This window comes from Pseudomonas sp. So3.2b (assembly GCF_019464415.1).
Classification (GTDB): Bacteria; Pseudomonadota; Gammaproteobacteria; order Pseudomonadales; family Pseudomonadaceae; genus Aquipseudomonas; species Aquipseudomonas shahriarae.
In genome coordinates this window covers 2,575,032-2,601,104 of the sequence record NZ_CP080494.1, presented here as the reverse complement: position 1 = coordinate 2,601,104, position 26,073 = coordinate 2,575,032, and the positions used below count along the sequence as shown (strand labels likewise).

General features: G+C 61.9%; 26 protein-coding genes. 11 read left to right on the top strand and 15 right to left on the bottom strand.

Annotated elements, in window-relative coordinates; translation table 11 throughout:
• The first annotated feature begins 21 nt into the window (after nt 1-21).
• The 7 genes from K1X80_RS11625 to K1X80_RS11595 all read left to right on the top strand — a co-directional run bounded on the left by K1X80_RS11625 (nt 22) and on the right by K1X80_RS11595 (nt 7,127).
• Complete coding sequence (locus K1X80_RS11625; RefSeq protein ID WP_057959211.1) at nt 22-921, top strand: DMT family transporter; 900 nt, start codon at nt 22-24, stop codon at nt 919-921.
• 130 nt (nt 922-1,051) lie between these two features.
• Nucleotides 1,052-3,979, top strand: coding sequence for a monovalent cation/H+ antiporter subunit A (locus K1X80_RS11620; protein ID WP_057959210.1), 2,928 nt, complete (start codon nt 1,052-1,054; stop codon nt 3,977-3,979).
• Nucleotides 3,979-4,323 (top strand): Na+/H+ antiporter subunit C, encoded by a 345-nt coding sequence (locus K1X80_RS11615; protein ID WP_005789164.1) that lies wholly within the window; start codon nt 3,979-3,981, stop codon nt 4,321-4,323. The genes K1X80_RS11620 and K1X80_RS11615 overlap by 1 nt, the downstream gene beginning before the upstream one ends.
• Nucleotides 4,320-6,002: a monovalent cation/H+ antiporter subunit D gene (locus K1X80_RS11610; protein ID WP_057959209.1), complete on the top strand. Its 1,683-nt coding sequence runs from the start codon at nt 4,320-4,322 to the stop codon at nt 6,000-6,002. Before K1X80_RS11615 ends, K1X80_RS11610 begins: the two co-directional genes overlap by 4 nt.
• Nucleotides 5,999-6,487: a Na+/H+ antiporter subunit E gene (locus K1X80_RS11605; RefSeq protein ID WP_169990019.1), complete on the top strand. Its 489-nt coding sequence runs from the start codon at nt 5,999-6,001 to the stop codon at nt 6,485-6,487. Before K1X80_RS11610 ends, K1X80_RS11605 begins: the two co-directional genes overlap by 4 nt.
• Nucleotides 6,484-6,762, top strand: a complete 279-nt coding sequence (locus tag K1X80_RS11600) for a K+/H+ antiporter subunit F (RefSeq protein WP_038440496.1) — start codon at nt 6,484-6,486, stop codon at nt 6,760-6,762. The genes K1X80_RS11605 and K1X80_RS11600 overlap by 4 nt, the downstream gene beginning before the upstream one ends.
• Entirely contained in the window at nt 6,759-7,127 is a 369-nt protein-coding gene (locus tag K1X80_RS11595; protein ID WP_057959207.1) for a Na+/H+ antiporter subunit G, read from the top strand. Before K1X80_RS11600 ends, K1X80_RS11595 begins: the two co-directional genes overlap by 4 nt.
• Nucleotides 7,128-7,202: 75 nt before the next feature.
• Here K1X80_RS11595 and K1X80_RS11590 read toward each other — a convergent pair whose 3' ends face one another.
• Entirely contained in the window at nt 7,203-7,640 is a 438-nt protein-coding gene (locus K1X80_RS11590; RefSeq protein WP_057959206.1) for a DUF3995 domain-containing protein, read from the bottom strand.
• Between the two features lie 89 nt (nt 7,641-7,729).
• Here K1X80_RS11590 and K1X80_RS11585 point away from each other — a divergent pair, with 89 nt between their 5' ends.
• Nucleotides 7,730-8,119 (top strand): DUF2946 family protein, encoded by a 390-nt coding sequence (locus tag K1X80_RS11585; protein WP_057439055.1) that lies wholly within the window; start codon nt 7,730-7,732, stop codon nt 8,117-8,119.
• A 95-nt stretch (nt 8,120-8,214) separates the two neighbouring features.
• Complete coding sequence (locus K1X80_RS11580; RefSeq protein WP_057959205.1) at nt 8,215-10,329, top strand: TonB-dependent siderophore receptor; 2,115 nt, start codon at nt 8,215-8,217, stop codon at nt 10,327-10,329.
• A 186-nt stretch (nt 10,330-10,515) separates the two neighbouring features.
• Here the strand turns inward: K1X80_RS11580 and K1X80_RS11575 are convergent, their stop codons facing one another.
• The 3 genes from K1X80_RS11575 to K1X80_RS11565 all read right to left on the bottom strand — a co-directional run bounded on the left by K1X80_RS11575 (nt 10,516) and on the right by K1X80_RS11565 (nt 12,295).
• Nucleotides 10,516-11,532 carry an ABC transporter substrate-binding protein gene (locus K1X80_RS11575; RefSeq protein WP_128593418.1) on the bottom strand — a complete coding sequence of 339 codons (1,017 nt, stop codon included), beginning with the start codon at nt 11,530-11,532 and terminating at the stop codon, nt 10,516-10,518.
• A gap of 116 nt (nt 11,533-11,648) precedes the next feature.
• Nucleotides 11,649-11,846 (bottom strand): hypothetical protein, encoded by a 198-nt coding sequence (locus tag K1X80_RS11570; protein WP_057439058.1) that lies wholly within the window; start codon nt 11,844-11,846, stop codon nt 11,649-11,651.
• Nucleotides 11,846-12,295: a hypothetical protein gene (locus tag K1X80_RS11565; RefSeq protein WP_057439059.1), complete on the bottom strand. Its 450-nt coding sequence runs from the start codon at nt 12,293-12,295 to the stop codon at nt 11,846-11,848. Before K1X80_RS11565 ends, K1X80_RS11570 begins: the two co-directional genes overlap by 1 nt.
• Before the next feature lie 392 nt (nt 12,296-12,687).
• On the opposite strand from K1X80_RS11565, the gene K1X80_RS11560 reads away from it, so the two are divergent.
• Complete coding sequence (locus tag K1X80_RS11560) at nt 12,688-12,942, top strand: hypothetical protein (RefSeq protein ID WP_057959202.1); 255 nt, start codon at nt 12,688-12,690, stop codon at nt 12,940-12,942.
• Nucleotides 12,943-13,022: 80 nt separating this feature from the next.
• Entirely contained in the window at nt 13,023-13,259 is a 237-nt protein-coding gene (locus K1X80_RS11555; RefSeq protein WP_057439060.1) for a DUF2789 domain-containing protein, read from the top strand.
• Between the two features lie 7 nt (nt 13,260-13,266).
• Here the strand turns inward: K1X80_RS11555 and K1X80_RS11550 are convergent, their stop codons facing one another.
• The 11 genes from K1X80_RS11550 to iolE all read right to left on the bottom strand — a co-directional run bounded on the left by K1X80_RS11550 (nt 13,267) and on the right by iolE (nt 26,003).
• On the bottom strand, nt 13,267-13,470 hold the full coding sequence (locus tag K1X80_RS11550; RefSeq protein ID WP_057439061.1) for a hypothetical protein: 204 nt from the start codon (nt 13,468-13,470) through the stop codon (nt 13,267-13,269).
• Between the two features lie 125 nt (nt 13,471-13,595).
• Nucleotides 13,596-14,828 (bottom strand): methyl-accepting chemotaxis protein, encoded by a 1,233-nt coding sequence (locus K1X80_RS11545; RefSeq protein WP_370693734.1) that lies wholly within the window; start codon nt 14,826-14,828, stop codon nt 13,596-13,598.
• 550 nt (nt 14,829-15,378) lie between these two features.
• Nucleotides 15,379-15,783 (bottom strand): TraR/DksA C4-type zinc finger protein, encoded by a 405-nt coding sequence (locus K1X80_RS11540; protein ID WP_003214706.1) that lies wholly within the window; start codon nt 15,781-15,783, stop codon nt 15,379-15,381.
• Between the two features lie 404 nt (nt 15,784-16,187).
• Complete coding sequence (locus K1X80_RS11535; protein WP_057439063.1) at nt 16,188-17,225, bottom strand: ABC transporter permease; 1,038 nt, start codon at nt 17,223-17,225, stop codon at nt 16,188-16,190.
• Between the two features lie 21 nt (nt 17,226-17,246).
• Complete coding sequence (locus K1X80_RS11530) at nt 17,247-18,785, bottom strand: sugar ABC transporter ATP-binding protein (RefSeq protein ID WP_057959200.1); 1,539 nt, start codon at nt 18,783-18,785, stop codon at nt 17,247-17,249.
• Nucleotides 18,786-18,847: 62 nt separating this feature from the next.
• Nucleotides 18,848-19,783 (bottom strand): sugar ABC transporter substrate-binding protein, encoded by a 936-nt coding sequence (locus tag K1X80_RS11525; RefSeq protein ID WP_057439065.1) that lies wholly within the window; start codon nt 19,781-19,783, stop codon nt 18,848-18,850.
• 364 nt (nt 19,784-20,147) lie between these two features.
• Nucleotides 20,148-21,194: a Gfo/Idh/MocA family oxidoreductase gene (locus tag K1X80_RS11520; protein WP_076964287.1), complete on the bottom strand. Its 1,047-nt coding sequence runs from the start codon at nt 21,192-21,194 to the stop codon at nt 20,148-20,150.
• A 137-nt stretch (nt 21,195-21,331) separates the two neighbouring features.
• Nucleotides 21,332-22,342, bottom strand: coding sequence for a Gfo/Idh/MocA family protein (locus K1X80_RS11515; RefSeq protein ID WP_057959198.1), 1,011 nt, complete (start codon nt 22,340-22,342; stop codon nt 21,332-21,334).
• Between the two features lie 19 nt (nt 22,343-22,361).
• Nucleotides 22,362-24,293, bottom strand: coding sequence for a 3D-(3,5/4)-trihydroxycyclohexane-1,2-dione acylhydrolase (decyclizing) (gene iolD / locus K1X80_RS11510; RefSeq protein ID WP_057959197.1), 1,932 nt, complete (start codon nt 24,291-24,293; stop codon nt 22,362-22,364).
• A 25-nt stretch (nt 24,294-24,318) separates the two neighbouring features.
• On the bottom strand, nt 24,319-25,113 hold the full coding sequence (gene iolB, locus K1X80_RS11505) for a 5-deoxy-glucuronate isomerase (RefSeq protein WP_057959196.1): 795 nt from the start codon (nt 25,111-25,113) through the stop codon (nt 24,319-24,321).
• Nucleotides 25,110-26,003 carry a myo-inosose-2 dehydratase gene (gene iolE / locus K1X80_RS11500; protein WP_057439070.1) on the bottom strand — a complete coding sequence of 298 codons (894 nt, stop codon included), beginning with the start codon at nt 26,001-26,003 and terminating at the stop codon, nt 25,110-25,112. The genes iolB and iolE overlap by 4 nt, the downstream gene beginning before the upstream one ends.
• Nucleotides 26,004-26,073: the final 70 nt, after the last annotated feature.

Genomic DNA, 26,073 nt, shown 5'->3' with positions numbered 1-26,073 from the left:
CTGTGCAAGACCAGAGCCGCCATGACCACCTCGACCGCCTCCCCGCTGTTTTCCCGCTTCAGCAAAGCCGAATGCGTGCTGGTGCTGATCACCATGATCTGGGGCGGTACGTTTATCCTGGTGCAACACGCCATGACCGTCAGCGGGCCGATGTTCTTCGTCGGCTTGCGTTTTGCCGCAGCGGCGCTGGTGGTCGGCCTGTTTTCCTGGCGCAACCTGCGCAGCCTGACCCTGTTCGAGCTTAAGGCGGGCGCCTTTATCGGCACGGCGATCATGTTTGGCTACGGTCTGCAAACCATTGGTCTGCAGACCATCCTCAGCAGCCAGTCGGCGTTTATCACCGCGCTCTACGTGCCGTTTGTGCCGCTGCTGCAGTGGCTGGTGCTGGGGCGACGCCCGGGGTTGATGCCAAGCATCGGCATTATGCTGGCCTTCGCCGGCCTGATGCTGCTGACCGGCCCGGCCGGCGCATCACTGAATTTCAGCCCCGGGGAAATCGCCACGTTGATCGGCGCGATTGCGATTGCCGCCGAAATCATCCTGATCAGCGCTTATGCGGGCCAGGTGGATGTACGCCGGGTGACCGTGGTGCAACTGGCCACCGCCTCGCTGCTGTCGTTCCTGCTGGTAGTGCCCACCGGCGAGGCATTGCCGGGCTTTTCCTGGGTGTTGCTGTTCAGCGCCGTCGGCCTGGGCTTGACCAGTGCGGTGATCCAATTGGCGATGAACTGGGCGCAGAAAAGCGTCTCGCCGACCCGTGCCACCCTGATTTATGCCGGCGAGCCGGTGTGGGCCGGGGTGATCGGACGGATTGCCGGTGAGCGCTTCCCGCCGATGGCCATGGTGGGGGCGGTGTTGATTGTGGCGGCGGTGATTGTCAGTGAGATCAAGGCGCGAGAGCGCAAGCCCGTCTCCCTGTAGGAGCCCGCACCTACACCACGACAGATAGGCATTTACGGTCCATCTTGTAGGATCCTGCCACAGGTTGCCGTTTGGTAATCCGGTTTCCGGCACGTATGATGCATCCCAAACCACCGCAGATTAGAAGCCTATGTCCCTGATAGTTCTACTGCTTCTGCCTTTTATCGGCAGCTGTCTGGCGGCCTTGCTGCCGCACAACGCACGTAATACTGAATCCCTGCTGGCCGGCCTTGTGGCCCTGGTCGGTACTGTACAAGTCGCCCTGCTCTACCCCCAGATCGCCGACGGTGGCGTGATCCGCGAAGAATTCTCCTGGGTGCCCGGCCTGGGCCTGGACTTCGTGTTGCGCATGGATGGCTTTGCCTGGTTGTTCTCGATGCTGGTGTTGGGCATCGGTAGCCTGGTGTCTTTGTACGCCCGTTATTACATGTCGCCGAATGACCCGGTGCCGCGTTTCTTTGCGTTTTTCCTGGCGTTCATGGGCGCGATGCTCGGGTTGGTGATCTCCGGCAACCTGATCCAGATTGTGTTTTTCTGGGAACTGACCAGCCTGTTCTCGTTCCTGCTGATCGGCTATTGGCACCACCGTTCCGATGCGCGCCGGGGTGCCTACATGGCGCTGATGGTCACCGGTGCGGGTGGTTTGTGCCTGCTGGCGGGGGTCATGCTGCTCGGCCATGTCGTCGGCAGTTACGATCTGGACCAGGTGCTCGCCGCCGGTGACCAGATCCGTGCCCACTCCCTCTACCCCGTCCTGTTGACGCTGATCCTGATCGGCGCCCTGAGCAAAAGCGCGCAATTCCCCTTCCACTTCTGGCTCCCCCACGCCATGGCTGCACCGACCCCCGTGTCGGCCTACCTGCATTCGGCCACGATGGTGAAAGCCGGCGTGTTCCTGCTGGCCCGCCTGTGGCCCTCGCTGTCGGGTAGCGAAGAGTGGTTCTGGATGGTCGGCGGTGCCGGCGCCCTGACCCTGTTGCTCGGCGCGTATTGCGCGATGTTCCAGAACGACCTCAAGGGCCTGTTGGCCTACTCCACCATCAGCCACCTGGGCCTGATCACCCTGCTACTGGGCCTCAACAGCCCGTTGGCCGCCGTCGCGGCCGTGTTCCATATCCTTAACCACGCCACGTTCAAGGCCTCGCTGTTCATGGCCGCCGGCATCATCGACCACGAAAGCGGCACCCGTGATATCCGCAAGCTCAGCGGCCTGGTGCGCCTGATCCCGTTTACCGCGACCCTGGCCATGGTTGCCAGCGCCTCCATGGCCGGGGTGCCGTTGCTCAACGGTTTCCTGTCCAAAGAGATGTTCTTCGCCGAAACCGTGTTTATCTCCTCGACCCAGTGGGTAGAAATCGCCCTGCCGGTGATTGCGACCATCGCCGGCACCTTCAGCGTGGCCTATGCCTTGCGCTTCACCGTGGATGTATTCTTCGGCCCGGCCGCCACCGACCTGCCGCACACGCCCCACGAACCGCCACGCTGGATGCGTGCGCCGGTCGAGCTGCTGGTGTTTACCTGCCTGCTGGTGGGGATCTTCCCGGCCCAGGTGGTGGGCTCGATCCTCGCCGCCGCTGCCCTGCCGGTGGTCGGCGGCGTGTTGCCCGAGTACAGCCTGGCGATCTGGCACGGCTGGAACGCGCCGATGATCATGAGCCTGGTGGCCATGACCGGCGGTGTGGTCCTGTACCTGCTGCTGCGCAAGCAACTCAAGCGCGGGCGCTTCAAGTACCCGCCGATCATCAGCTACTTCAACGGCAAGCGCATGTTCGAGCGCTGCCTGGTGGTGATGATGCGTGGCGTGCGCAAGATCGAGAAACACATCAGCACCAAGCGCCTGCAGACCCAGTTGTTCCTACTGGTGCTGGTGGCGGTGATTGCCGGGATGATCCCCATGCTGGGCAGCAGCCTGAGCTGGGGCGACCGGCCGAAAATCCCGGGTTCCATCGTGTTCGTCACCCTGTGGCTGTTGGCGATCGCCTGCGCCCTGGGCGCCGCCTGGCAAGCCAAGTACCACCGGCTGGCAGCCCTGACCATGGTCAGCGTGTGCGGCCTGATGACCTGCGTGACTTTTGTCTGGTTCTCCGCACCGGACCTGGCATTGACGCAACTGGTGGTCGAGGTGGTGACGACGGTCCTGATCCTCCTGGGCCTGCGCTGGCTGCCACGGCGGATCGAAGAAGTCTCGCCACTCCCGAGTTCGTTGCGCAAGGCGCGCATCCGACGCTTGCGCGACTTGCTGCTGTCGACCGTGGTCGGTGGCGGCATGGCGCTGCTGTCTTACGCGATGCTGACGCGCCAGACCCCCAACGATATTTCCTCGTTCTACCTCAGCCGCGCCCTGCCTGAAGGCGGCGGCAGCAATGTGGTGAATGTGATGCTCGTCGACTTCCGGGGCTTCGATACCCTGGGCGAGATCACTGTGCTGGGCGCCGTAGCCCTGACCGTCTATGCGCTGCTACGCCGCTTCCGTCCGCCCAAGGAAAGCGAGCAACTGCCCGCGCAACAGCGGCTGTTGGCGCCGGACGTGGACACCGATCTGGTCAACCCACGCCAGGCCAGCGACACCGCCCTGGGCTTTATGATGGTGCCCGCGGTGCTGGTGCGCCTGCTGCTGCCGATTGCCCTGGTGGTGTCGTTCTACCTGTTTATGCGCGGCCACAACCAGCCGGGCGGCGGCTTTGTCGCCGGGCTGGTGATGTCGGTGGCGTTTATCCTGCAATACATGGTCGCCGGTACCCAGTGGGTCGAGGCGCAGATGAACCTGCGGCCGATGCGCTGGATGGGCTTTGGCTTGCTGTCGGCGACACTGACCGGACTGGGGGCGCTGTTCTTCGGCTACCCGTTCCTCACCACCCACACCCTGCACTTGAGCTTGCCGGTGCTGGGCGACATCCATATCGCCAGCGCGCTGTTCTTCGACGTCGGCGTGTACGCCATGGTGGTCGGCTCGACCCTGCTGATGCTCACCGCCCTCGGCCACCAATCGGTACGGGCCCATAAACCCGGCAACCAGGCGAAAGCCGCCGCCACGCCACCACAAGGAGCTGCTGCCTGATGGAAGAAGTCATCGCAATTGCCATTGGGGTCCTGGCGGCCTCCGGCGTCTGGCTGGTGCTGCGGCCACGGACGTTCCAGGTGGTGATGGGCCTGTGCCTGTTGTCCTATGGGGTCAACCTGTTCATCTTCAGCATGGGCAGCCTGTTTATCGGCAAGGAGCCGATCATCAAGGACGGTGTGCCCCAGGACCTGCTCAATTACACCGATCCCCTGCCCCAGGCCCTGGTGCTGACGGCGATTGTGATCAGCTTCGCCATGACCGCGCTGTTCCTGGTGGTGCTGCTGGCGTCCCGAGGCCTGACCGGCACTGACCATGTGGACGGCCGGGAGCCCAAGGAATGAGCTGGATGAACCAACTGATCATCGCGCCGATCCTGCTGCCGCTGCTGACCGCTGCGCTGATGATGATGCTGGGCGAGAAACACCGCCCGCTCAAGGCCAAGATCAACCTGCTGTCGAGCATGACCGGCCTGGGCATCGCGATGTTGATGCTGTACTGGACGCAAAAAGGCGGCCCTGCCTCCATTGGCGTGTACCTGCCGGGCAACTGGCAGGTGCCGTTTGGCATCGTGCTGGTGGTGGACCAGTTGTCGGCCCTGATGCTGGTGCTCACCGGGATCATCGGCGTCAGCGCCCTGCTGTTCGCCATGGCCCGTTGGGACCGCGCCGGCACCAGCTTCCATGCGTTGTTCCAGATCCAGTTGATGGGCCTCTACGGGGCCTTCCTCACCGCCGACCTGTTCAACCTGTTCGTGTTCTTCGAGGTGCTGCTGGCTGCGTCCTACGGCCTGATGCTGCACGGTTCGGGCCGGGCGCGGGTGTCGTCGGGGCTGCATTACGTCTCGATCAACCTGCTGGCTTCATCGCTGTTCCTGATTGGCGCGGCGCTGATCTACGGGGTCACCGGCACCCTGAATTTCGCTGACCTGGCGCTGAAGATCCCGCTGGTGCCAGAAGCCGATCGCGGTCTGCTGCATGCCGGCGCGGCGATCCTCGCCACGGCGTTCCTGGCCAAGGCCGGGATGTGGCCGCTGAATTTCTGGCTGGCGCCGGCTTACTCCTCGGCCAGTGCGCCGGTGGCGGCGATGTTTGCGATCATGACCAAGGTCGGCGTGTACACCGTGTTGCGCCTGTGGACCCTGCTGTTTTCCGGGCAGGCCGGCGCCTCGGCGCTGTTTGGCGGTGACTGGCTGGTGTACGGCGGCATGGCCACCATCCTCTGCGCCGCCCTGGCGATGCTTGCCGCCCAACGCCTGGAGCGCATGGCCAGCCTGAGTATCCTGGTCTCGGCCGGCATCCTCCTGTCGGCGGTGGGTTTTGCCCAGCCCAACCTGACCGCCGGCGCGCTGTTTTACCTGGTCAGCTCGACCCTGGCCCTGAGCGCGCTGTTCCTGCTGGCGGAACTGATCGAACGCTCGCGCTCGGCCAATGAGCTACCTCTGGACGATGAAATCGAAGTGTTGCCACCGCCGGTGGAATCCCTGCATCCACCCAGGGGCACCAACCTCGACGATGAGCAAAAGGCCGTAGTCGGCCAGGTCATCCCGTGGACCATGGCCTTCCTCGGCCTGAGCTTTATAGCCTGCGCCCTGCTGATCATCGGCATGCCGCCGCTGTCAGGCTTTATCGGCAAGCTCAGCCTGCTCAGTGCGCTGGTCAACCCCCTGGGCCTGGGCCATGCCGTGACGGAGCCGATCCGCCCGGCAGCCTGGGGCCTGTTCGCGCTGCTGATCTTCTCGGGCCTGGCCTCGCTGATCGCCTTTGCGCGGCTGGGCATCCAGCGCTTCTGGACCCCGGAAGAACGGCCTTCGCCGCTGCTGCGCCGCTTTGAGTGCATACCGATCTTCGTCTTGCTCGGCCTGGCGATTGGCCTGACCTTCAAGGCAGAAATGCTCATGCGCTTTACCCAGGACACCGCCAACAGCCTGAACAACCCCGAGCACTACGTGATGGCCGTCATGGCCACCCGCCCGGTGCCGGGCCCGCAAGCCCAGGCCGCCGCCGTGGAGGTGCAGCCATGAAACGCCTGTTTCCTGCCCCGTGGCTGTCATTGGCACTGTGGGTGCTGTGGCTGGTGCTGAACCTGTCGATCAGCCCCGGCAACCTGCTGCTGGGGGCGATCCTTGGCTTCCTCGCACCGCTGATGATGGCGCCGCTGCGCCCGCTGCCGGTACGGATCCGTCGCCCAGGGGTGATCATTCGCCTGTTCTTCCTGGTCGGCCGCGATGTCTTCATCTCCAACCTGCACGTGGCCTGGGGCGTCTTGACCTGCGGCTCGCGGCCGCCGCGCTCGCGCTTTGTAAAAATCCCCCTGGACCTGCGCGACGCCAACGGCCTGGCTGTGCTGTCGACGATCACCAGCGTGACCCCCGGTACCGTGTGGTCGGAACTGGCCCTGGACCGTAGCATCCTGTTGCTGCACGTGTTCGACCTGGATGACGACGCGCAGTTTATCGAGCACTTCAAGCAGGCCTACGAGCGGCCCCTGATGGAGATCTTCGAATGAGTGCCCTGCTCGCCAATGCGATCCTGCTCAGCCTGTTCCTGTTTTCCCTGGCCATGGTCCTGACCCTGGTGCGCCTGTTCAAGGGTCCTTCGGCCCAGGACCGGGTCCTGGCCCTGGATTACCTGTATATCCTGGCCATGTTGATGATGTTGGTGCTGGGCATACGCTATGCCAGTGACACCTACTTCGAAGCGGCACTGTTGATTGCGCTATTCGGCTTTGTCGGCTCGTTTGCCTTGGCCAAATTCCTGCTGCGTGGGGAGGTGATCGAATGATCAATGTCAGTGAACTGCCACTGTGGGTAGAAATCCTCGTGGCGATCCTGCTGGTGCTCAGCAGCCTGTTTGCGCTGATTGGCGCGCTAGGCCTGTTGCGCATGAAGGATTTTTTCCAGCGCATGCACCCGCCTGCACTGGCCTCGACCCTGGGCGCCTGGTGCGTGGCGCTGGCGTCGATTATCTACTTCTCGACCCTCAAGTCCGGGCCGGTGCTGCATGGCTGGCTGATCCCGATCCTGCTGTCGATCACCGTACCGGTGACCACCTTGTTGCTGGCGCGCACGTCGCTGTTCCGCAAGCGCATGGCGGGGGAAAATGTACCGGCCGAGGTCAGCAGCCGCAGGACTGACAGCGGTAGCTGATCCCTCTGAATATACGCGCCAAACAATGTGGGAGCGGGCTTGCTCGCTCCCACATTTGGCCCTGCATACCGTCAATCAGGCCCAGGCCACGACCAACAGCCCAGTCCCCAGCATCAGGCACAGCGGCGAATAGAAAAACGTATCCAGCCGCGCAAACCGCGACCCGCCGACTTTCTTGAAGAACCCCACCAGCTCCGAATCACCAATCGCCCGCGCAAACATGATCAAGGCAATCGCGCTGATCCCCCACTGCAGGGCCTGATGCCCCACCGGCTGGAAAAACAGCCCCGCCCGCAGGCTTACCAACAAGGCAATCAGCACCAACCCCACCGCCACCAGGAAGGTGCCCAGCGCTGACGGTTTGAACGCCGGTCGCGGCCCGCTGGCGAACTCGCCGGGCAGTTGCGGGATCGCCGCCGTACTGCCTAGCTTGCCGCCTGCGGCCCAGTACACATGGACCATGCTGATAAACGTAAAGACCCCGACGACCCACCTCGCAATAACAAAGCTCATGGCTGGACACCCCTGGAAAAGTGCGAAAGAGGATAGTCCCTTTCAGATTTTTTGCAGGGATTTTGTCGTCTGATGCTAAAGTGCCGGCCATGAAACTCGCCCGTGCCGACCGCTCGTTGATTGCCTGGATGCTCTATGGCTGCGTCCTGTTCAACGTGTTCGCCTGCAGTATTGGTCATGGGCAAATGGTCGGCATGCAGCTCAACGGCATTGGCGGCCAGTTCTGTACGGTAGACCCACGCACCCAGGCGCCAGCCCCCGTCAATACGGGCGATGAGTCGCTGCCCACGCTGTCCAAGGCCTTCGGTTGCCCGCTGTGTTCCACCGGCGGCATGGGCCCGGCGCTGAACTCCAGCCTTAACGTCGCGGTCCTTCCCCAGCCCCATGCGCCACCTCCGGCGGTGGTGCTCACCGCTGACATTCCCACCCGTTTTACCTGGCCTGCGGCTAATCCGCGCGCCCCGCCCGCCTACGCCTGATACCTGCGCTTTTTGATCCGCACACCGCGCAGCTTCCCCCCGGAAGCGCGGACGGCTGTGCGCTGCTTCCAAGCCCTGCTTTTCAGGATTTACCGATGAAACATTTACCTCTACTGGCGGGCCTGTTCGGCTGCCTGCCTTTCAGCGCCTGGGCCCTTGAGCTGGCCCCCACCACCATTGACGGCGCCGCCACCAACGAGCCTGGCCTGGCCCTGGACCAATCCAGCGGCATGGCCTCGCGCCTGGGCCTGAGCGTGCGGGAAACCCCGGCTTCGATCAGCATCGCCGACCGCCACGATATCGAACGCCGTGGCGCCAAAACCTTCCAGGATGCGGCCAACACCCTGCCTGGGGTCAACGCCAGTGCGCCGCCGGGGTTTGGCGGGTTTATCTCCTACCGGGGCTTTACCAGCAGCCAGATCACCCAGATGTTCAACGGCATCAACGTCGCCAGTGGCCTGGCGCGACCGGTGGATGCCTGGATTTATGACCGGGTGGAACTGGTGGGCGGCCCCTCCTCGCTGATCAACGGTGCCGGCTCCGTGGGCGGTTCGCTGAACTACGTGACCAAGCTGGCCAACCGCGAAGAACAGGCCGTCGAAGGCCAGATCAACTACGGCAGCTACGACACCACCGGCATCGCCCTGGGCCTCAACCACGCCCTAACCGAGCCCGGCGCCGAGGTCCAGCACTATGCGCGCCTGGATGTCAGCCGCAACACCAACCACACCCATATCGACCGCCAGCAACGGGAGTCCTGGAGCGTGGCGTTTTCCCTGCTCAGCGACCTGACGCCCAACCTGTCCCACACTCTGGCCCTGGAATACCAGGACGAACACGAAGACAGCCCGTACTGGGGCACCCCGGTGCTCAACCCCAAGGCCGGCGAGCTGAAGATCGACAAGCACAACCGTTTCAACAACTACAACGTCGCCGATGGCCGCTACGAACAACGCACGATCTGGGCCCGCTCGATCATCGACTATCGGATCAACGACAGCACCACCCTGCGCAACACCCTCTACCACCTGGACAGCCAGCGCGACTACCGCAACCTGGAGACCTACCAGTACAGCCCAGACAACCGCGTGGTGAACCGTTCGACGGCCTATCAGGTACGGCATCAGGGCGAACAGAACGGCAACCAGTTCGAGCTGCGCCATGACAGCAGTGTGTTCGGCCTGGCCACTACCTGGTCCGGCGGTTTCGAATACAAGGTCAACAGCACCACCAACAGCCCGTTGAACGTATCCCCCAAGAACGCGGTGGACCCTAACCACTACGATCCGGGGCATTTCTACGACCTGCCCGGCACCCGGCCCGGCTTTATCAAGGACAAGACCACCGACGTGACGACCAAGGCGCTGTTTGTCGAAAACCGCCTGGGCCTGACCGACACGCTGTCGCTGCTGACCGGCCTGCGTTATGACGCCATCGATCTGGACGTGACCAGCCACCGCGACAACCTGGGTAACGTCAAGCGCCGTTGGGAGCCGGTCACCGGGCGGGTGGGCCTGACCTACCAGTTCATCCCGTCGGCCAATGTCTACGTGCAATACAGCACCGCCGCCGAACAGCCCACCAGCACCACCCAGGTGTTTGATGTCTCCACCGGCAAGCAATGGGAAGTGGGCAGCAAGTTCGATTATCTGGACGGGCGTGGTTCAGCCACCGTGGCCGCTTACCACATCGAGCGCAAAGACTTTGCCGTGACCGATCCACAAGACCCCACCCGCAGCATTGCGGTGGGTGCGCAGTCGTCCAAGGGCATCGAGCTGGCCAGCTCATTGCGCATCACCCCCAAGCTATTGGCGGAAGGCAACTTCGCCTGGGTCGACGCGCAATACGATGACTTCAACGAGAAAACCGCCAGCGGCGCAGTGGTGTCGCGCAAGGGCAATACACCGACCAACGTACCGAAACGGGTGGGCAACCTGTGGCTGACCTATGACATCGCCCCCGCCTGGCAAGGTGGCGTAGACGCGCGGTACGTGGCGCAGGTGTATGCCGACAATGCCAATACCCTGACGGTGCCGGCGTATACCCTGTTTGGCACGTTCCTGACCTATAAGGTCGATCAACACACCTCGGTGACGGGCCGGGTGCGCAACCTGACCAATGAGGTGTATGCGCAGTTTGCCCATGTGTCGCCAGCGTATTACCTGGGCTCGCCGCGCACCTTTGAATTGGCCGTGCAGACCCAGTTCTAAGGCTGGAATGCAGTTAAAACTATAGGAGACCGGCTCTAAGGCTGGAATGCAGTTAAAACTGTGGGAGCGGGCTTGCCCGCGATGGCTGACTGTCAGTCAATACATTGGGCTGCTGAACCACCGCTATCGCGGGCAAGCCCGCTCCCACACAAGCCCGCGCCCACAGTTTGATCCTCATATGAAAGGTTATTTGAGGCTGGCCTCGACCTTTGCAGCCACCTCCTCCGTCAACCAGGCCTTCCACACCTGCGGGTGATCCTTGAGAAACGCCTGCGCCACTTCACGGGGCGGGGTGTGTTTCTCGCTCATCGTCGCCAGGGCCTGATTGAGCGGACCAATCGGAAAGTCGACTTTTTCAAAGAACTGCGCAATCTGCGGATACTGCTGCTGGAATGGCGTGGACACGCCAATGCTCAGCTTGGACGCCAACGAACGCGTGGGCTTGGGGTTGGGGTTGTCGGCATCGGTCAGGGTCTTCCAGGCCTCGGCGTCGAACGCCGGCTCCTCCAGCTGGACCAACTTGTAACGCCCCATCAAGGGGGTTGGCGACCAGTAGTAGAACAGGATCGGTTTGCCACGGCGGATCGACGAGGCAATCTCGGCATCCAGCGCCGCGCCTGAACCGCTGCGAAAGTTGACGTAGCTGTCGTCCAGGCCGTAAGCCTTGAGTTTTTGCTTATTGACCACTTCCGAGGTCCAGCCGATGGGGCTGTTGAGGAACCGCCCCTTGCCCGGGGCTTCCGGGTCCGCGAACACGTCCTTGTAGCGCGCCAGGTCCTTTACGCTGCGCAGCTCAGGTGCCAGCGGCGCAATGCCCTTGTCCGGGTCGCCCTTGACCACGTATTCCGGCACCCACCAGCCTTCGGTCGCACCCTTGACGGTATCTCCCAGGCCAACCACCTTGCCTTCGGCTTGCGCCTTGATCCACACCGGGCTGCGGCCCGCCCACTCCTCGCCAATCACCTGGATATCATTTTTCGCCAGGGCGGTTTCCAGGGTAATGGTGGTTCCGGGCAAGGTGTCGGTGGGTAAATCGTAGCCTTTCTCGACAATAAACCGCAGAACTTCGGTGATCAGGCTGCCACTTTCCCAATTCAGGTCGGCAAAGTGAATGGGCGCCTGGGCAGCCGCTACCGGTGCGGCCGCCATCGACAGGCCCAGGGTGGTAATGGACGCTGCCAACAGCGCGCGAATTGCTTTCATGCCTTTGAACCTCGTGTATGCATAGCCAGGGTGGATGGCTTTGCTGTCACGCCGCGAAAGCCTCTGAACAATTAAGTCCACTGAACTGTAGTAGAGGTTCAAACGGTTGCCGATATTCAGGGCTGCTGATGCAAACGCTGTAGTTCCCGGCGCACCATGCTGGCGTACTCGGCAGGCCGCAGGGCATACAGTTGGCTGGCCACCCAGTTCAACCAGGCACCTTGCAGATCATCTTTGCGGGCAAACAGTTCAGCAGCCTTGGCTTGGGCATCCGCCAGGTGTTGCTGGTGAAACTGTGCCCGGCCTTCGCTCATTATTCGCTGGCCTTGAACGTCACCAGCTCACCTTTGCGCCACTTGGCGGCTTTGCCGGTCACGGCCTTGAGGGTCTTGCTCAGGCCTTCCTGCAATTGTTCATTGGCGGCGAACACCAGCATTACGCTGTGACCTTCCTTGAACACAATGCCCTCGCCCTGCGCGGTGGACACAAATGCATAGTCGCCCAGGCCATAGACCGTCAACTTGATGTCGCGAAACTTCAGTTCGAACTTGCCACCTTCACGACTGGGCAGGACTGCCGCACGAAAATGATCGCCGACCTTGAGTTCCAGTCGAGGCTTGTCATCTACCACCAGCGCTGTTTCGGTATCTATTTCGGCAATGTAAATGCCTTCAGGGGTTTGTTCCGTGATGTAAACAAACCGCGACTGAAATTGTTTAACCAACTTCGCGCGCAAATCACCCAGCACGAACAATGCGTGCATATCCAGATTACTGACTGCCAAGGAAACGCCCCCACATCTAAAAAAGCGCTACCCGCCCGAGGCAGGCAGCACAAAAAAGGCCGATACGGCTCGACACATTGAAAAAACATACTGAAGTTGATTCCCGCCAGACTCGTGCAGCCGGGCATGACAGTCCTTGTACAAGGTCGTCAGGCTTTGCAGGAAATCACAGGTTTATCGGCCAGAGAATACTGGACGCCCCACTTCAGAGAATACCCCACTTGAAAGGGTGGTTTTCCGACAGCCAAAAACCAAGGAAAAACGTTGGATGGAACCGAACGTGAGCTGCCGACAACAATATTAGAACAGCAACACAGCTCAAAACCACCCGAAATGCTGCAAGCAGGTCAATAGATCGAAAGGAGCTGGTCATGCAACGAGTTCAACGCCAACCGACACAGACTTCCGGTGCCTTATCACGCAAGGATAGCGCGCTATTCTACAGCGTGTATGCCAATGGCGTGTGCGCAGATTTCGCCTTGTACCGCGTCGTCCCCGCGGGAAGGAATTTTTTCCATATCCTGGAAGTGCCCAGCGGCCGGATCAAAGGCTTTCGCAGTGATCACAACAAGGCCTGCGCCCTGGCCAAGGAATTGGAAGCCCTCCTCTGCCCCCCTGCCCGTTGAGGAGCGGCTACAGCCAAATCGAACTATGCGCGCTGGCACACCTCCCATACGAGTAGAAGCTCACTCTTTTGGAGAATGAAATGGACGCGCCAACGCACACCCTACACGACCTGTTCGAACAATTGGGCCTGGAAGCCTCGCCTGCAGCCATTGACAAATTTATCGGTGAACACCCCCTGCCAGAGGATGTGAAGCTGATCGACGCGCCTTTCTGGACCCCACAACAGGCGCAGTTCCTCAAGGAAGAGCTACGCGAAGATGCGGACTGGGCGATTGCCGTGGATGAGCTGAACCAGCGTCTGCATCAGAGCGCCTGACCGGCCCTCAGTGCAGGCGGTCTGATTGCTCGAGGTCCATCAGGGCCTGCCAGGCGGCGCGGCACTCCTGGGCTTCGTCGCGACTGGCGAAGGCCGTGCCGCGCTGTTCCCCGTTGAGCAACACCACCCAACAGGCGCGCAGGCCCAGCGCACGCAGGGTCTGTGGCACCCCACTGCCAATCATCACCGCCACATCGACTTTGTTTTGCATGGAAGCTCTCCGCCAGATTAGTTAGCCAGCTAACGATATGCCGCATCTTAAGCGGTTCCTTTCACCGGAAAAAGCGACCGGCGTAAAAGCTTCCTTGCATAACACGCAACAATCCTGGCCAGGGTCTAGCGCGCCCCAGCCTGCCCTTCAGGCTTATAGCCCAGGCGCAAACCGCCCCAATGCCGGCCGTTGACCATGATCGGCACGGACAGATCGTGCATCAACTCCCCGGTGTCGCGGGTATAGGTTTGCAACAACACAGCCTGCTGGTGGCTGCCACAGCGGATCCCGGTGCGGTCTTCAAACTTGCGCTTGGTGCGATTGTTCACGGCATCAACCTGGGCATCCCCGGTCAGTGCCTGGGAAAACGCCTTGTTGTGCGTCGGCACATAGCCCTGTGGTGTGCAGGCAATCGCGAACACCAGCCCTTCATGACGGGGCAGCAAGGCTTCCTGGATAGCGGGCAAGACCTGATCGGTGTAGCCGTCGAAGCGGCTGTGATATTTGGTCGGGTGGCTGTTGGCTATCGGCGTGTAGCTGCGATTGAACAGGTCATCGAGGCTGATGCGGTTCTGTTGGATATCCGCCTCGAACTGCGCGGCGATCTGGCTGGCGCCTTCGCGGGCGAGGTCGTAGATACGCTGGTGATAATCATCCAGACCGACTTCGGCCAGGCGCTCGCTGATGGTTTCGGCCTGCCCTTCCATTTGCACGGCGGCCTGGGCCAATTGCTGGGTCTGTTGGTCGCTGACGGTCAAGTCGCTGCGCATCTGCTCCACGGCATGGAACAGGCTGTCGAGTTGCGCACGGTTGGTCTCGGTGCCCTGGGCAATCTCGCTGACCTGGCCCTCCACACCCGCCGCCAACGTGGCAATGCTCTCCAGTTGCTCGCCGGCATGCTCCACTTGCTCGACGCCGGCCTGCAAATCCACGGACAGTTGGCGGATTTGCTCCACCACCTGGGCGGTACGCTGCTGGATGTCCGCGACCATCACCCCCACTTCATCGGTGGCGGTCGCCGTACGGCCCGCCAGGCCGCGCACTTCGTCGGCCACCACGGCAAACCCACGCCCATGCTCACCGGCGCGGGCGGCTTCAATGGCGGCATTCAAGGCCAACAGATTGGTCTGGCTGGCAATCGACTGAATCACCAGGGTCACCCGCTGGATTTCTTCGCTGCGCTGACTCAGGGCCTCGATCAATTGCCGGCTGTCGCTGGCACGCTGGCTGAGCTGATGCATGCGGCTGATGGATTCCCCCAGCACCGCACGCCCTTCGGTGCTGCGCTGATGGGCCTGGCCGGCCGCCCCCAGGGCCTCGCGGCTGAGCTGGGAAGTGACTTGCTCGGTGCCAATCATCACTTCGGCACTGCTGACGATCTGCTGGGCCGCGCTCAATTGCGATTGCAACCTGGCGGCCAGTTGCTTGACCGAATAGGCCACGCCAGCGGCCGACAGCGCATTATGGCTGGTGGTGTAGGACAGATCGCGAGTCAACGCGCCAATGGCATCCTCGCCAACATCAGGCGCTGGGCTGCGGGCCGGCCTTTTCAGGCACGGCAGCCAGATCAGCAACAGGGCCACGGGCAGGCAGAGGTAGATCGACAGGTTGGCGAACGCCAGGCCCAACAGTATCAGCACCAGGGCGATGCTTTGCAGCAGCGGAGTCACCCAGCCAGGCAGCCGGCGGTTCACCGCGTGCGGCACCACGACGGCGCCCATCAGAGATCCATCCCCGGCCATGTTTGTCACCCCACTGCTTGTCATTATTGTGTCTGCATTAAACGCCACTATCTGGCCATTATCTATGGGCCTTTGGTGTTAGGGCTTGCAGCAGATCAATAGACGGGGGGATGACACGCGGGGATCTGTAGGGGCCGGCTCGCCGGCGCCTACAACATCAAACAGATCAGGCCTGGCGCTGATGCTTGTCGATTTGCTCGTGGCGCTCTTGCGCTTCGATGCAGTACTTGGTGGTCGGGCTGATCAGCAGGCGCTTGAGGCCGATAGGCTCGCCGCTGTCGTCACACCAGCCAAAGGAATCTTCCTTGATACGGCCCAGGGCCTGTTCAAGTTGCGGCAGCATGCGCTGGTCGCGGTCGATGGCGTTGACCAACCAGGTGCGCTCTTCTTCAACCGAGGCGGCGTCAGCCGGGTCAGCCGGGGTGTCCAGGCTTTCAATGGCGATGCGGTTTTGCTCAATGCGCTCGTGGTGCTCGACTTTCATGTCTTGCAACAACTTCTCGAAAAAAGCGTGCTGCTCGGCATTCATGTAGTCATCCGCCGGCATGGCCAGCAACTTTTCCTTTGTCATTGATTTCTCTATAAAAAATACGTGCATTAAGGCGAATAAGGGAGCGTTCCGGCCAACCTCTGGAGGTCGGGGAAAGACGCCGTCCATTCCAAGCGCCACCCGGCACTCAATTTACGAGGGGCGGCAGTCTACGGCCGACTTGAGGGCGCAGCAACTGAAATGACAGGCAATTTGTCCGACATTCCCCTAAAAGGCACCAGGACGGGCTTGGCAGGCGGTTATCGGAGTGCGTTTATAGCAAGAAATTCAGTGTCATGGAGCTATATAGAAGACAAACGGTTATGTGGGAGCGGGCTTGCCCGCGATAGCGGAGGGTCAGTTGATAGAAATTTGACTGACCCATCGCTATCGCGGGCAAGCCCGCTCCCACACAAACAAGCCCCACTTTTTGATTCAAATCTCGCTCAGCGCTTGAGTTTGCGCTTGTTGCGATACTGGTCGATCACCACCGCCACCACAATGATCAGGCCCTTGATGATGTCCTGGATATAGGCATCCACCCCGACAAAGGTAAACCCACTGGCCATCACCCCGAGGATCAGCGCGCCAATCACCGTGCCGGTGATACGCCCCACCCCGCCCGCCAGGCTGGTGCCGCCGATGACCGCAGCCGCGATCGCGTCCAGCTCATAAGACATGCCCATCCCCGCCTGCCCGGTAGCCGCCCGTGCCGAGGCAACCACACCGGCCAGCCCGGCCAGCAGCCCGGCGATGCTGTAGACGATGATCAGGTGGCGCTTGACGTTGATCCCCGAGGTGCGCGCCGCCTGCATGTTGCCGCCGATGGCGTAGGTGTACTTGCCGTACTTGGTGTAGCGCAGGGCAATGTGGAAAATCACCGCCACCACCAGAAAGATGATCACCGGCATCGCGCCATGGCCGATGGCCGTGTAGGAATCCGAGAGCATGCTCACTGGCTGGCCTTCGGTGTAATAACGTGCCAGGCCACGGGCCGAGACCATCATGCCGAGGGTCGCAATAAACGGCGGGATGCCGGTTATGGCGATGATGCTGCCATTGATTGCCCCCGCCAGCAGGCCCACGCCCAGGCCGGCGACCACCGGGATCCACACCGGCAAGTCCGTCAACGATGGAAACACCGCCCGGGAAAAGTCCGAGGTCTGCGCCAGACTCGCGGCGATCATCGCCGACAACGCCAGCACCGAGCCCGAGGACAGGTCGATCCCCGTGGTGATGATCACCTGGGTCACGCCAATCGCCAGCAAACCGATGATCGACACTTGCAGGATCATCAGCACCAGGCGCTGGGAGTTCATCAAAAAGCTCTGGTCCCGTACGATCCAGCCAAACAGTTCGAACACCAGGCCGATACCGATCAGCACCAGGAAAATGCTCAGTTCGGTAGGGAACCGCCGCCGGCTCTTGACCGGTGCCGCGGCGGGCTTCTTTTCCTCGGGTTTGCTTTCCAGTATTGCGTTCATTGCCCGTCACCTTTTTATTCGTTAGTGGACTGCCGTCATACCGGAAGCCAACTGCATGACTTTTTCCTGGGTGGCCTCGGCCCGATCCAGGGTGCCCATCAAATCGCCTTCGTGCATGACCATCACCCGGTCGCTCATACCCAGCACCTCCGGCAGTTCCGAAGAAATCATGATCACCGCCATGCCTTCACTGGCCAGGAAGGCAATCAAGCGGTAGATCTCGGCCTTGGCGCCGACGTCGATACCACGGGTCGGTTCGTCAAGGATCAACAGCCGTGGATTGGTCATCAGCCAACGTGCCAGCAGGGCCTTCTGCTGATTGCCACCAGACAGGGTGTCGATGCACTGCTCAAGGGAGGGGGTTTTCACCCGCAGTTTCTTGCACATGTCTTCGCACAAGGCGCGCAGGGCTTTTTGCTGGATAAAGCCATTGCCCGAGTAATGGGGCAGCACGGCCATTTCCATGTTTTCCAGGACCGACAGGCACGGGAACAGGCCACTGAGCTTGCGGTCCTCGGTCAACAGTGCAAACCCCTGCTGGATGGCCATATGCGGGTCGCTGATACGCAACGCCTGGCCGTCGAGACGGATCTCGCCGCCGTCGCTGGGGGTAATGCCGAAGAGCGTTTCCGCCACGTTGGTGCGGCCCGAGCCCATCAGCCCGGCAATACCGAGGATTTCGCCGGCATGCAGATCAAAGGACACGCCCTGGAACACTCCGTCCAGGCGCAGGTCGCGCACCGACAGCAACAACTCGCCGATGGGCGTCTCGCGCACCGGGAACAACTGGCTCAATTCGCGCCCGACCATCATCGAGATCAGGCTGTCGCTGTCCATGCTGTCGGCCCGTTGCAGACCGATGTAGGCGCCATCGCGAAACACTGCCACTTCATCGGCGATGGCGAACACTTCATTCATTTTGTGGGTGATATAGATGATGCCTTTGCCCTGGGCCTTGAGGTCGGCAATGATCGAAAACAGGTGGGCCACTTCCTTGTCGGTAATCGCCGACGTCGGCTCATCCATGATCAGGATGTCCGAGTCGTAGGACACCGCCTTGGCAATCTCCACCATCTGCCGCTCGGCAATGCTCAGGTTGCCGACCTGCTCCTCTGGGTCCAGGTTGATCCGCAGGCGCGCCAGCAACTCGGCAGTGCGGCGATGCATGGCGCGGTGATTGACCAGGCGCAGGCCGTTGAGCTGTTCGCGGCCGATCCAGATGTTCTCGGCGATGCTCATATGGGGCATCAGGTTGAGCTCCTGGTGGATCATCGCGATGCCCGCCTGCAAAGCCGCCAGAGGCGTGTCAAACACCACCGGCTTGCCCCGCAGGCGGATTTCCCCGGCGTCGGGCTGGTAGATGCCGGCGATGATTTTCATCAGCGTCGACTTGCCGGCGCCGTTCTCTCCCATCAGTGCCAGGACCGAGCCGGGGCGCACCCGCAGTTGCACATCGGCCAGGGCCACGACGCCGGGAAAGCCTTTGCTGATATGGGCGATTTCCAACAGGTAGGGTTGTTCTACACCTGCGGGCTGCGCAGCAGTCGCTTGAGCAAGCATATCGGGGCTCCATCGGCAGGGCGGCTGTGGCCGCCCTGCCCGCTTATTGTTGTGATTGAACGCTACTTGAATGACGCGACGTTGTCCGGGGTGATCAGCTGGAAAGGCACCACGACGTTTTGCTCGACCGCCTCGCCCCTGGCCATTTTCACGGCCGCCTCCACCGAACCGATCGCCTGCCCCTTGGCATCCTGGAACACCGAGAGCGCCATCTCGCCCTTGGTGATCGCATTCAACCCGTCGGGTGTGCCATCGACGCCGCCAATCAACACGCTGCCGGGTTTCACCCCTGCGGTTTTCAAGGCCATGGCGGCGCCAATTGCCATTTCGTCGTTGTTGGCCACGACCGCATTGAACTCGCGGCCCTGGGTCAGCCAATCGTTCACCAGGGTCATGCCCTTGTCCCGCAGCCAGATCCCGGTCTGTTCCTGTTCAATCTTGATGTCCGGGTATTTGTCGAGGATCTCCTTGACGCCCTTGGTGCGATTGGTCGTCGAGTTGTTGGCCAGGTCACCCAGCAGAATCACGATTTTGCCTTTGCCGCCCAGCTTCTCGGCCACGTACTGCATTTGCAGTCTGCCGGCCTCGACGTCATTGGACGTCACCGTCACCACCCCTTTGGGCAAGTCGGCCTGATCCGGACGACGGTTGACGTAGACCAGCGGGATACCCGCCGCCACCGCCGCTTTAGTGATGCGCGCGGTGGAGGCCGTATCCACCGGGTTGACCACCATGGCATCGACTTTCTGGCTGATAAAGTTCTCGACCTGGCTCAGTTGCTTGACCACGTCGGCACGGGCGTCCTCGAATTGCAGTTGCACAGCATCGCCCTTGGGGTAGGACTTGGCTTGCTTGTCCATATCCTCACGCAGGTAGGTGAGGAAGGTGTCGTCGAACTGCGACATGCTGACGCCAATCTTGATATCGGCGGCTGAAGCCACGCCACTGCCGAGCATCATCGACAAGGCCAGCGAGGCGAAACGGATCTGGGTCTTCATGAACGGTCTGTCTCCACTTTCTTGTTGGTTTTCTGGACGTAGCGTTTATCAGAGCGAGGGGGCTGCGGCAGGCAGCCGGACCACCGGCGCTCCCGGAATGCAGCACACCAGGGCACCCTTGCTTTCCACGCAAAGGACATTGAGAAAAGAGAAATAGAAGGGCCGTGCGCGGGGCAGGAAGGCAGAACGTAACACTCGCAGTACAGCGCTGAAGATTTTCATCTGACGGTACCTGGTTGTTTTATCTTGTTTTTGTTGAGTCCCCCGGCCCCCTTATAAAGGAAGGTCGAGATGGACTTTCGGCAACCTGGAAATGACTTTATTGGAAAATAATTTCCATATCAACTCATTTTAGAATTTTATTCTATTTCCATTCTCCGCCCTCCACCGTCACCATCTCCACCACTTGCCGACGCTCGGCGCTGAGCCTGGCGGCATCCAGCACGCGCGTGGTTTCCCAAGCATCCATGGCCTGCACCGGCAGCGCGCCCTGGCCCTGGATTGCACTTTGCAACTGGCGATAGAACTGGTTCCAGGCGCCCTTTTCCGAGGGGATACGCTCGCGTTCCGCACCTTGCTCGAACCAGCCCCAGCGTCGATGTTCTTCGGCGCCCCAGTGCTCGCCTTCGGTCTTCGGACTTTTGCCGGCCAGCAGCGCTTGCTCCTGGCCGTCCAGGCCGTCGACGGTGTAGCAGCCCGCCGTGCCATTGACCCGAAAACGCGGGCCTTGGCAGTTTTGCAGGGCGCTGCCCCACAGGTGGGAAATCACCCCGTTGGCGTGGGTCAGGCTGACAAAAAAGCCATGATCGAGGGTGGGGTGCTCGGCGCTGTACTGCAATTGCGCATACACCCACTCCACCGGACCAAACAGCTGCAGGGCCTGGTCCACCAGGTGGCTGCCCAGGTCACGCAGGAACCCGCCACCGCTGGCGTTGCCCAGGGCCTGTGGGCTGTAGCGCTCCACCCGGGACTCAAAGCGGGTGATGCTGCCCAGGGCGCCGGCGTCGATCAGCTTGCGCAGGGTCAGGTAGTCCGAGTCCCAGCGCCGGTTCTGGTAGACGCTGAGTGCTACCCCCTCGCGTTCGGCGGCACTAATCAGCGCCAGGGCCTGCTCGGCATTGCTGGCGAAGGGTTTGTCGCTGACCACCGCCACACCGTACTCAATGGCCTCCAGCACCAGGGCCGGGCGCCCTTTGAGGGTGGTGGAAATCACCAGCACCTCCACCCCGGCTTCGACGATCTGCGCAATGCTGTCGAAGGCCGGCACCCCGGGATGCTCCGTCGCCAGTTGCTGGCGGCGCTCGGGGGAACGGGTCACCACGCCGACAAACGTCGCCCCGGGCAATGTGGCGATCAGCGGGGCATGAAAAAAACGGCCGCCATGGCCGTATCCAACCAGTCCGATTCGCATGAACCAACTCCTTCTTGGAATGGAAACCCAGTCAAAAAATGTGGGAGCTGGCGTGCCTGCGATAGCGGTGTTTCAGGCCCTACCTCTGTTGCTGATCCACCGCTATCGCAGGCAAGCCAGCGCCTACACTGACCGCGCTAGCCGTAGAATGCCGGGCGCTGCGACAGGCTGACCGCAACGATCTGCCCACTGCCCTGGGCCTCGATACACGCGTCCGCCGCCACCGCTGCGGCAAAGCCATCCCACGCCGAAGGCCCACCTACCTGGCCGGCCCGCACGCCATCAATAAAGGCCTGCAACTCGACGTCATAGGCCGCGATAAAGCGGTCTTTCCAATCCATCAGAATCGCATTCGACAGCTTGGCGCCGCTGCGCAATTGCACCTGGGACGGCTCTGGCAATTTGGCAATGCCGGTCTCACCCACCACCTCGCACTGGATGTCGTAGCCGTACTGGCAGTTCACAAACACTTCCACATCAATCCGCGTGCCCCTGGCGGTTTCCAGCAGCACGATCTGCGGGTCGCGCAAATGGCTCAGGGCCTTGCTGGTTTTACGCGGGAACACCACCTGCACCGACACATAGTCATCGGCCAGCAGCCAGCGCAACACGTCCAGCTCGTGGATCAAGGTGTCGGTGATGGCCATGCTGGTGTTGTAGTTCTCACCCACGCTCGGGTTGCGATGGGCGCAATGCAGCATCAACGGTTCGCCGATCTGGCCGCTGTCGAGCACCGCCTTGAGGGCCTGGTAGCCCTGGTCATACGGGCGCATAAAACCGACCTGGACCAGGCGTTTGCCGTGGGCCACTTCCGCCTCGACGATCTTGCGACAGCCCTCGGCGGTGACGGCCAGGGGTTTTTCACAGAACACCGGTTTGCCGGCCGCGATAGCCGCCAGCACAAATTCCTCATGGCTCGGCCCCCAGGAGGTGACCAGCACCGCCTCGACCTGCGCCGAATGGATCAGCGCATGACCGTCGGCGTACACCTCGGCGTTCAGTTGCAGGTCAGCCACCACCTGGGCCGCCTGCTCAAGGTTGATATCGGTGACCGCCACCACCTGGCTGTTGAGCAAGGTCTGGCTGCAGCGGCGGATATGGTCCCGGCCGATAGCGCCCGTACCGATCACACCCAGCTTCAAAGACATGGCAACACTCCTCTTATTGTCAGTACTGCCGGGCCTTGGCCAGGCGTTCATTAAGTTGTTTGGCGCAGGCGTTGGTGCGTTCGCTGGTGGAGACCTGCGCCACACCGACCCGCCACCACGACAGGTAGCCGTGAATCATGGTTTTGGGCAGCACCTTGATATCAATCAGCGTCGACACGCTTTGCGCGCGTGCATCGGCCAGCGCGGCGTGCAGTTGTTCCACGGTCGTGACCTTGTAGGTCTTGCAGCCATAGGCCGCCGCGCTCATGGCGAAATCCACCGGCACCAGGCCGCCATCGAGCTTGCCGCTGTCGGGGTTGCGGAAGCGGAACTCGGTGCCGAAGCTGTCCATGCCATTGCCCATCTGCAGGTTGTTGATGCAACCGAAGGCCATGTTGTCCAGCAGCACCACATTGATCTTGCGCCGCTCCTGGATCGAGGTCGCCAGCTCCGAATGCAGCATCATGTACGAGCCATCGCCGACCAGGGCATAGACCTCCCGCGCGGGCTCGGCCAGCTTCACGCCCAGGGCCGCATTGATCTCGTAGCCCATGCACGAATAACCGTACTCGACGTGGTAAGTGTTGACGCCCTTGCTGCGCCAGCTGCGCTGCAAATCCCCCGGCAGGCTGCCGGCGGCGGCGACAATCACCGCATCGTCGGCCAGGGTTGCGTTGAGCACGCCGAGCACCTGGCTCTGGGTCAGGCAGGAACCGGTCAGCTCGATGAATTCGCGCAGCACCGCCGGATCCATATGGTCGTTGACCTCTGGGGTGAAGTCGGCGTCGGTGTAGCGCGCCTGATGGACCCGGTCCACCTCGGCATCCCCCTGCGCACGGGCCTGGCGTGGCTGCTCGCCCCATTGCGTGGCGTAATCGCCCAGCGCGTCGGTCAATGCTTGCAGCCCGACCTTGGCATCTGCCAGAACCTGGACCCCGTCGAGTTTCAGTACATCGCCGGGGCTGATATTGAGGTTGAGAAACTGCACCTCGGGATGCTGGAACAGCGACTTGGAGGAGGTGGTGAAGTCGGTATAGCGCGTGCCAATGCCGATGATCAGGTCGGCGTCCCGAGCCAGCAGGTTGGCGGCCAGGCAGCCGGTTTCGCCGATACCGCCGACATTCAGCGGGTGGCTGGAGACGATGGCGCTCTTGCCGGCCTGGGTCTCGGCAAAGGGGATCTGAAAGCGCTCGGCAAAAGCCTGCAGTGCGGCATTCGCGCCGGAGTACTTGACCCCGCCACCGCAGATAATCAGCGGTTTGCCCTTGGACTTGAGCAGCGTGACAGCGTCGCGCAGCATCGCTTCGGTGGCCGGGCGGCGCTCCAGACGGTGCACGCGCTTTTGCAGGAAATAATCGGGGTAATCCCAGGCCTCGGCCTGCACGTCCTGGGGCAAGGCCAGGGTCACCGCGCCGGTTTCGGCCGGGTCGGTCAAGACACGCATGGCGTGGATCGCCGCACTCATCAACTGCTCGGGACGGTTGATGCGATCCCAGTACTTGCTCACCGCACGAAACGCGTCGTTGGTGCTGATGCTCAGGTCATGGAATTGTTCGATCTGCTGCAACACCGGGTCCGGCTGGCGGCAGGCATACACATCGCCGGGTAGCAGTAACAAAGGGATGCGGTTGGCCGTGGCGGTGGCGGCGGCGGTCAGCATATTCGCCGCGCCGGGGCCGACCGAAGCGGTGCAGGCGTAGACCTTGCGCCGCAAATGCTGCTTGGCAAAACCAATCGCGGCATGGGCCATGCCCTGCTCGTTGCGGCCCTGGTGCACCACCAGGTCGCCACTGTCTTGCTCCAGGGCCTGGCCCAGGCCCAGCACATTGCCGTGGCCGAAGATGGTGAACACCCCGGCGACAAACTTGCTCTGCACGCCATCGACTTCGATGTACTGGTTATCGAGGAACTTCACCAGGGCCTGGGCCATGGTCAATCGGGTGGTGGTCATGTTGGGTCCCCTCGGCGCCTACGGGTTAAAGGTCCAGCAGCCAACTGTGCTGCGGGTCATTGTGAAAGTGCCAGGCGCGCTTGGGGCCGGCCATCACATTCAAGTAATAGGACTCGTAGCCATAGGGCACGCTGACGGGGTGATAGCCCTTGGGCACCACCACCAGGTCGTGGTTTTCCACGGCCATGGCCTGGTCGATGCTGCGGTCGTCGGTGTACACCCGCTGGAACACAAAGCCCTGGGACGGGTTGATCTGGTGGTAATAGGTTTCTTCAAGAAAGCTCTGGTGCGGCAAGTCATCGGTATCGTGCTTGTGCGGCGGGTAGCTGGACGAATGTCCGGACGGCGTGCGCACCTCCACCACCAGCAGCGAATGGGCCGGCTCGCTGTCGGGCAGGATGTCGCAGACATAACGCGTGTTGGCGCCCTTGCCACGCACGCTACGCCGACACTGCTCAGGGCGGATCAGCCGGGGCGTGAAACCGCCGGCCGTGGCGCCCGGCGCGGCGCAGACGGCAATCTGCACATCGCTCAGGGCGGTCACCTGGGCAAGGGTGCCCGGTGGCAGGTAGGCGGCGAACGGCGATTTGTCTTCAAATACCGATTGGCGATCACCCAGGTTCTGCCAACTGAACCCTTCGCCCTCGATCGTGACCCGGCCACTGAGCAGCACCAGGCACAGCTCGTTGTCGTCGGCGCTGACCGGCAATGTTTGCCCCAGGCTCAGGCGGTAAGCGGCAAACCCTACATACTCCAGGCGCCCCTCTGGCAGTGCGACCATGGTTGGCCCGCGCGGGGTGCTTTTGACCAGCAGGCTCATTGTGCAGCCCTCGCATCCAGCAGCGCGCGCAAGGTATCGAAGCCTTTTTTCGCATAGATATAGCTGGGTGCCACGGCCGGATCCTGCTCGGCTTCCACCACCAGCCAGCCACGATAGCCGGCGCCCAGCAGCACATCCAGCAACTCGGCGAAGTCGATATCGCCATCGCCCGGCACGGTGAAGGTGCCATTGACGATGCAGTCGGGGAAGCTCCACAGCTGGTTGCGCGCCAGTTGCACCACCGCTTTGCGCACATCCTTGAAGTGCACATGGCACACACGCCCCAGATGCTTGCGTAGCACCTCGACCGGCTCGCCACCGCCCATATAGCAGTGCCCCGAATCGAACAGCAGGCCGACCTCCGGGCCGGTGAGGCGCATCAGGGTGTCGATGTCCTCCGGGGACTCGACGTACGCGCCCATATGATGGTGGTAGGCCAGGCGCACGCCCTGGGACAGGGTAAAACGCGCCAATTCGGTGAGTTTGTCGGCATAGGCTTGCCATGCCTGCTCGCTGTGAAAACGCGGGCGTTCGATCAGGCGGATCGGCGAGCCCTGGATCGAGTCGGCCACTTCGCCGTAGACCAGCACCGTGGCGCCGTTCTCGCGCAGCAGTTGCACATGGCTGGCGATGGCGTCGATTTCCTCGGCCACCGAGCGCCGGGCCAGGCGGCTGGAGTACCAGCCGGAGACCAGTGCCAGGTCGTAGGGGCGTAACACATCGCCCACGCCCTTGGCGTCCTTGGGGAACTTGCCGTTGAGTTCAAAACCTTCGTAGCCGATGGCCTTGCCTTCGCTGAGCGCGGTGCTCAAGGGCGTTTCGCCGCCCAGGGCCGGCAGGTCGTCGTTACTCCAGGAGATGGGGTTGATGCCAATACGGATTGCGGGCATGGCTGCACCTTTTATTGTTTTAACCTTAAGGCTGCTGATATCTGCTTCTGTGGGCGCTGGCTTGCCAGCT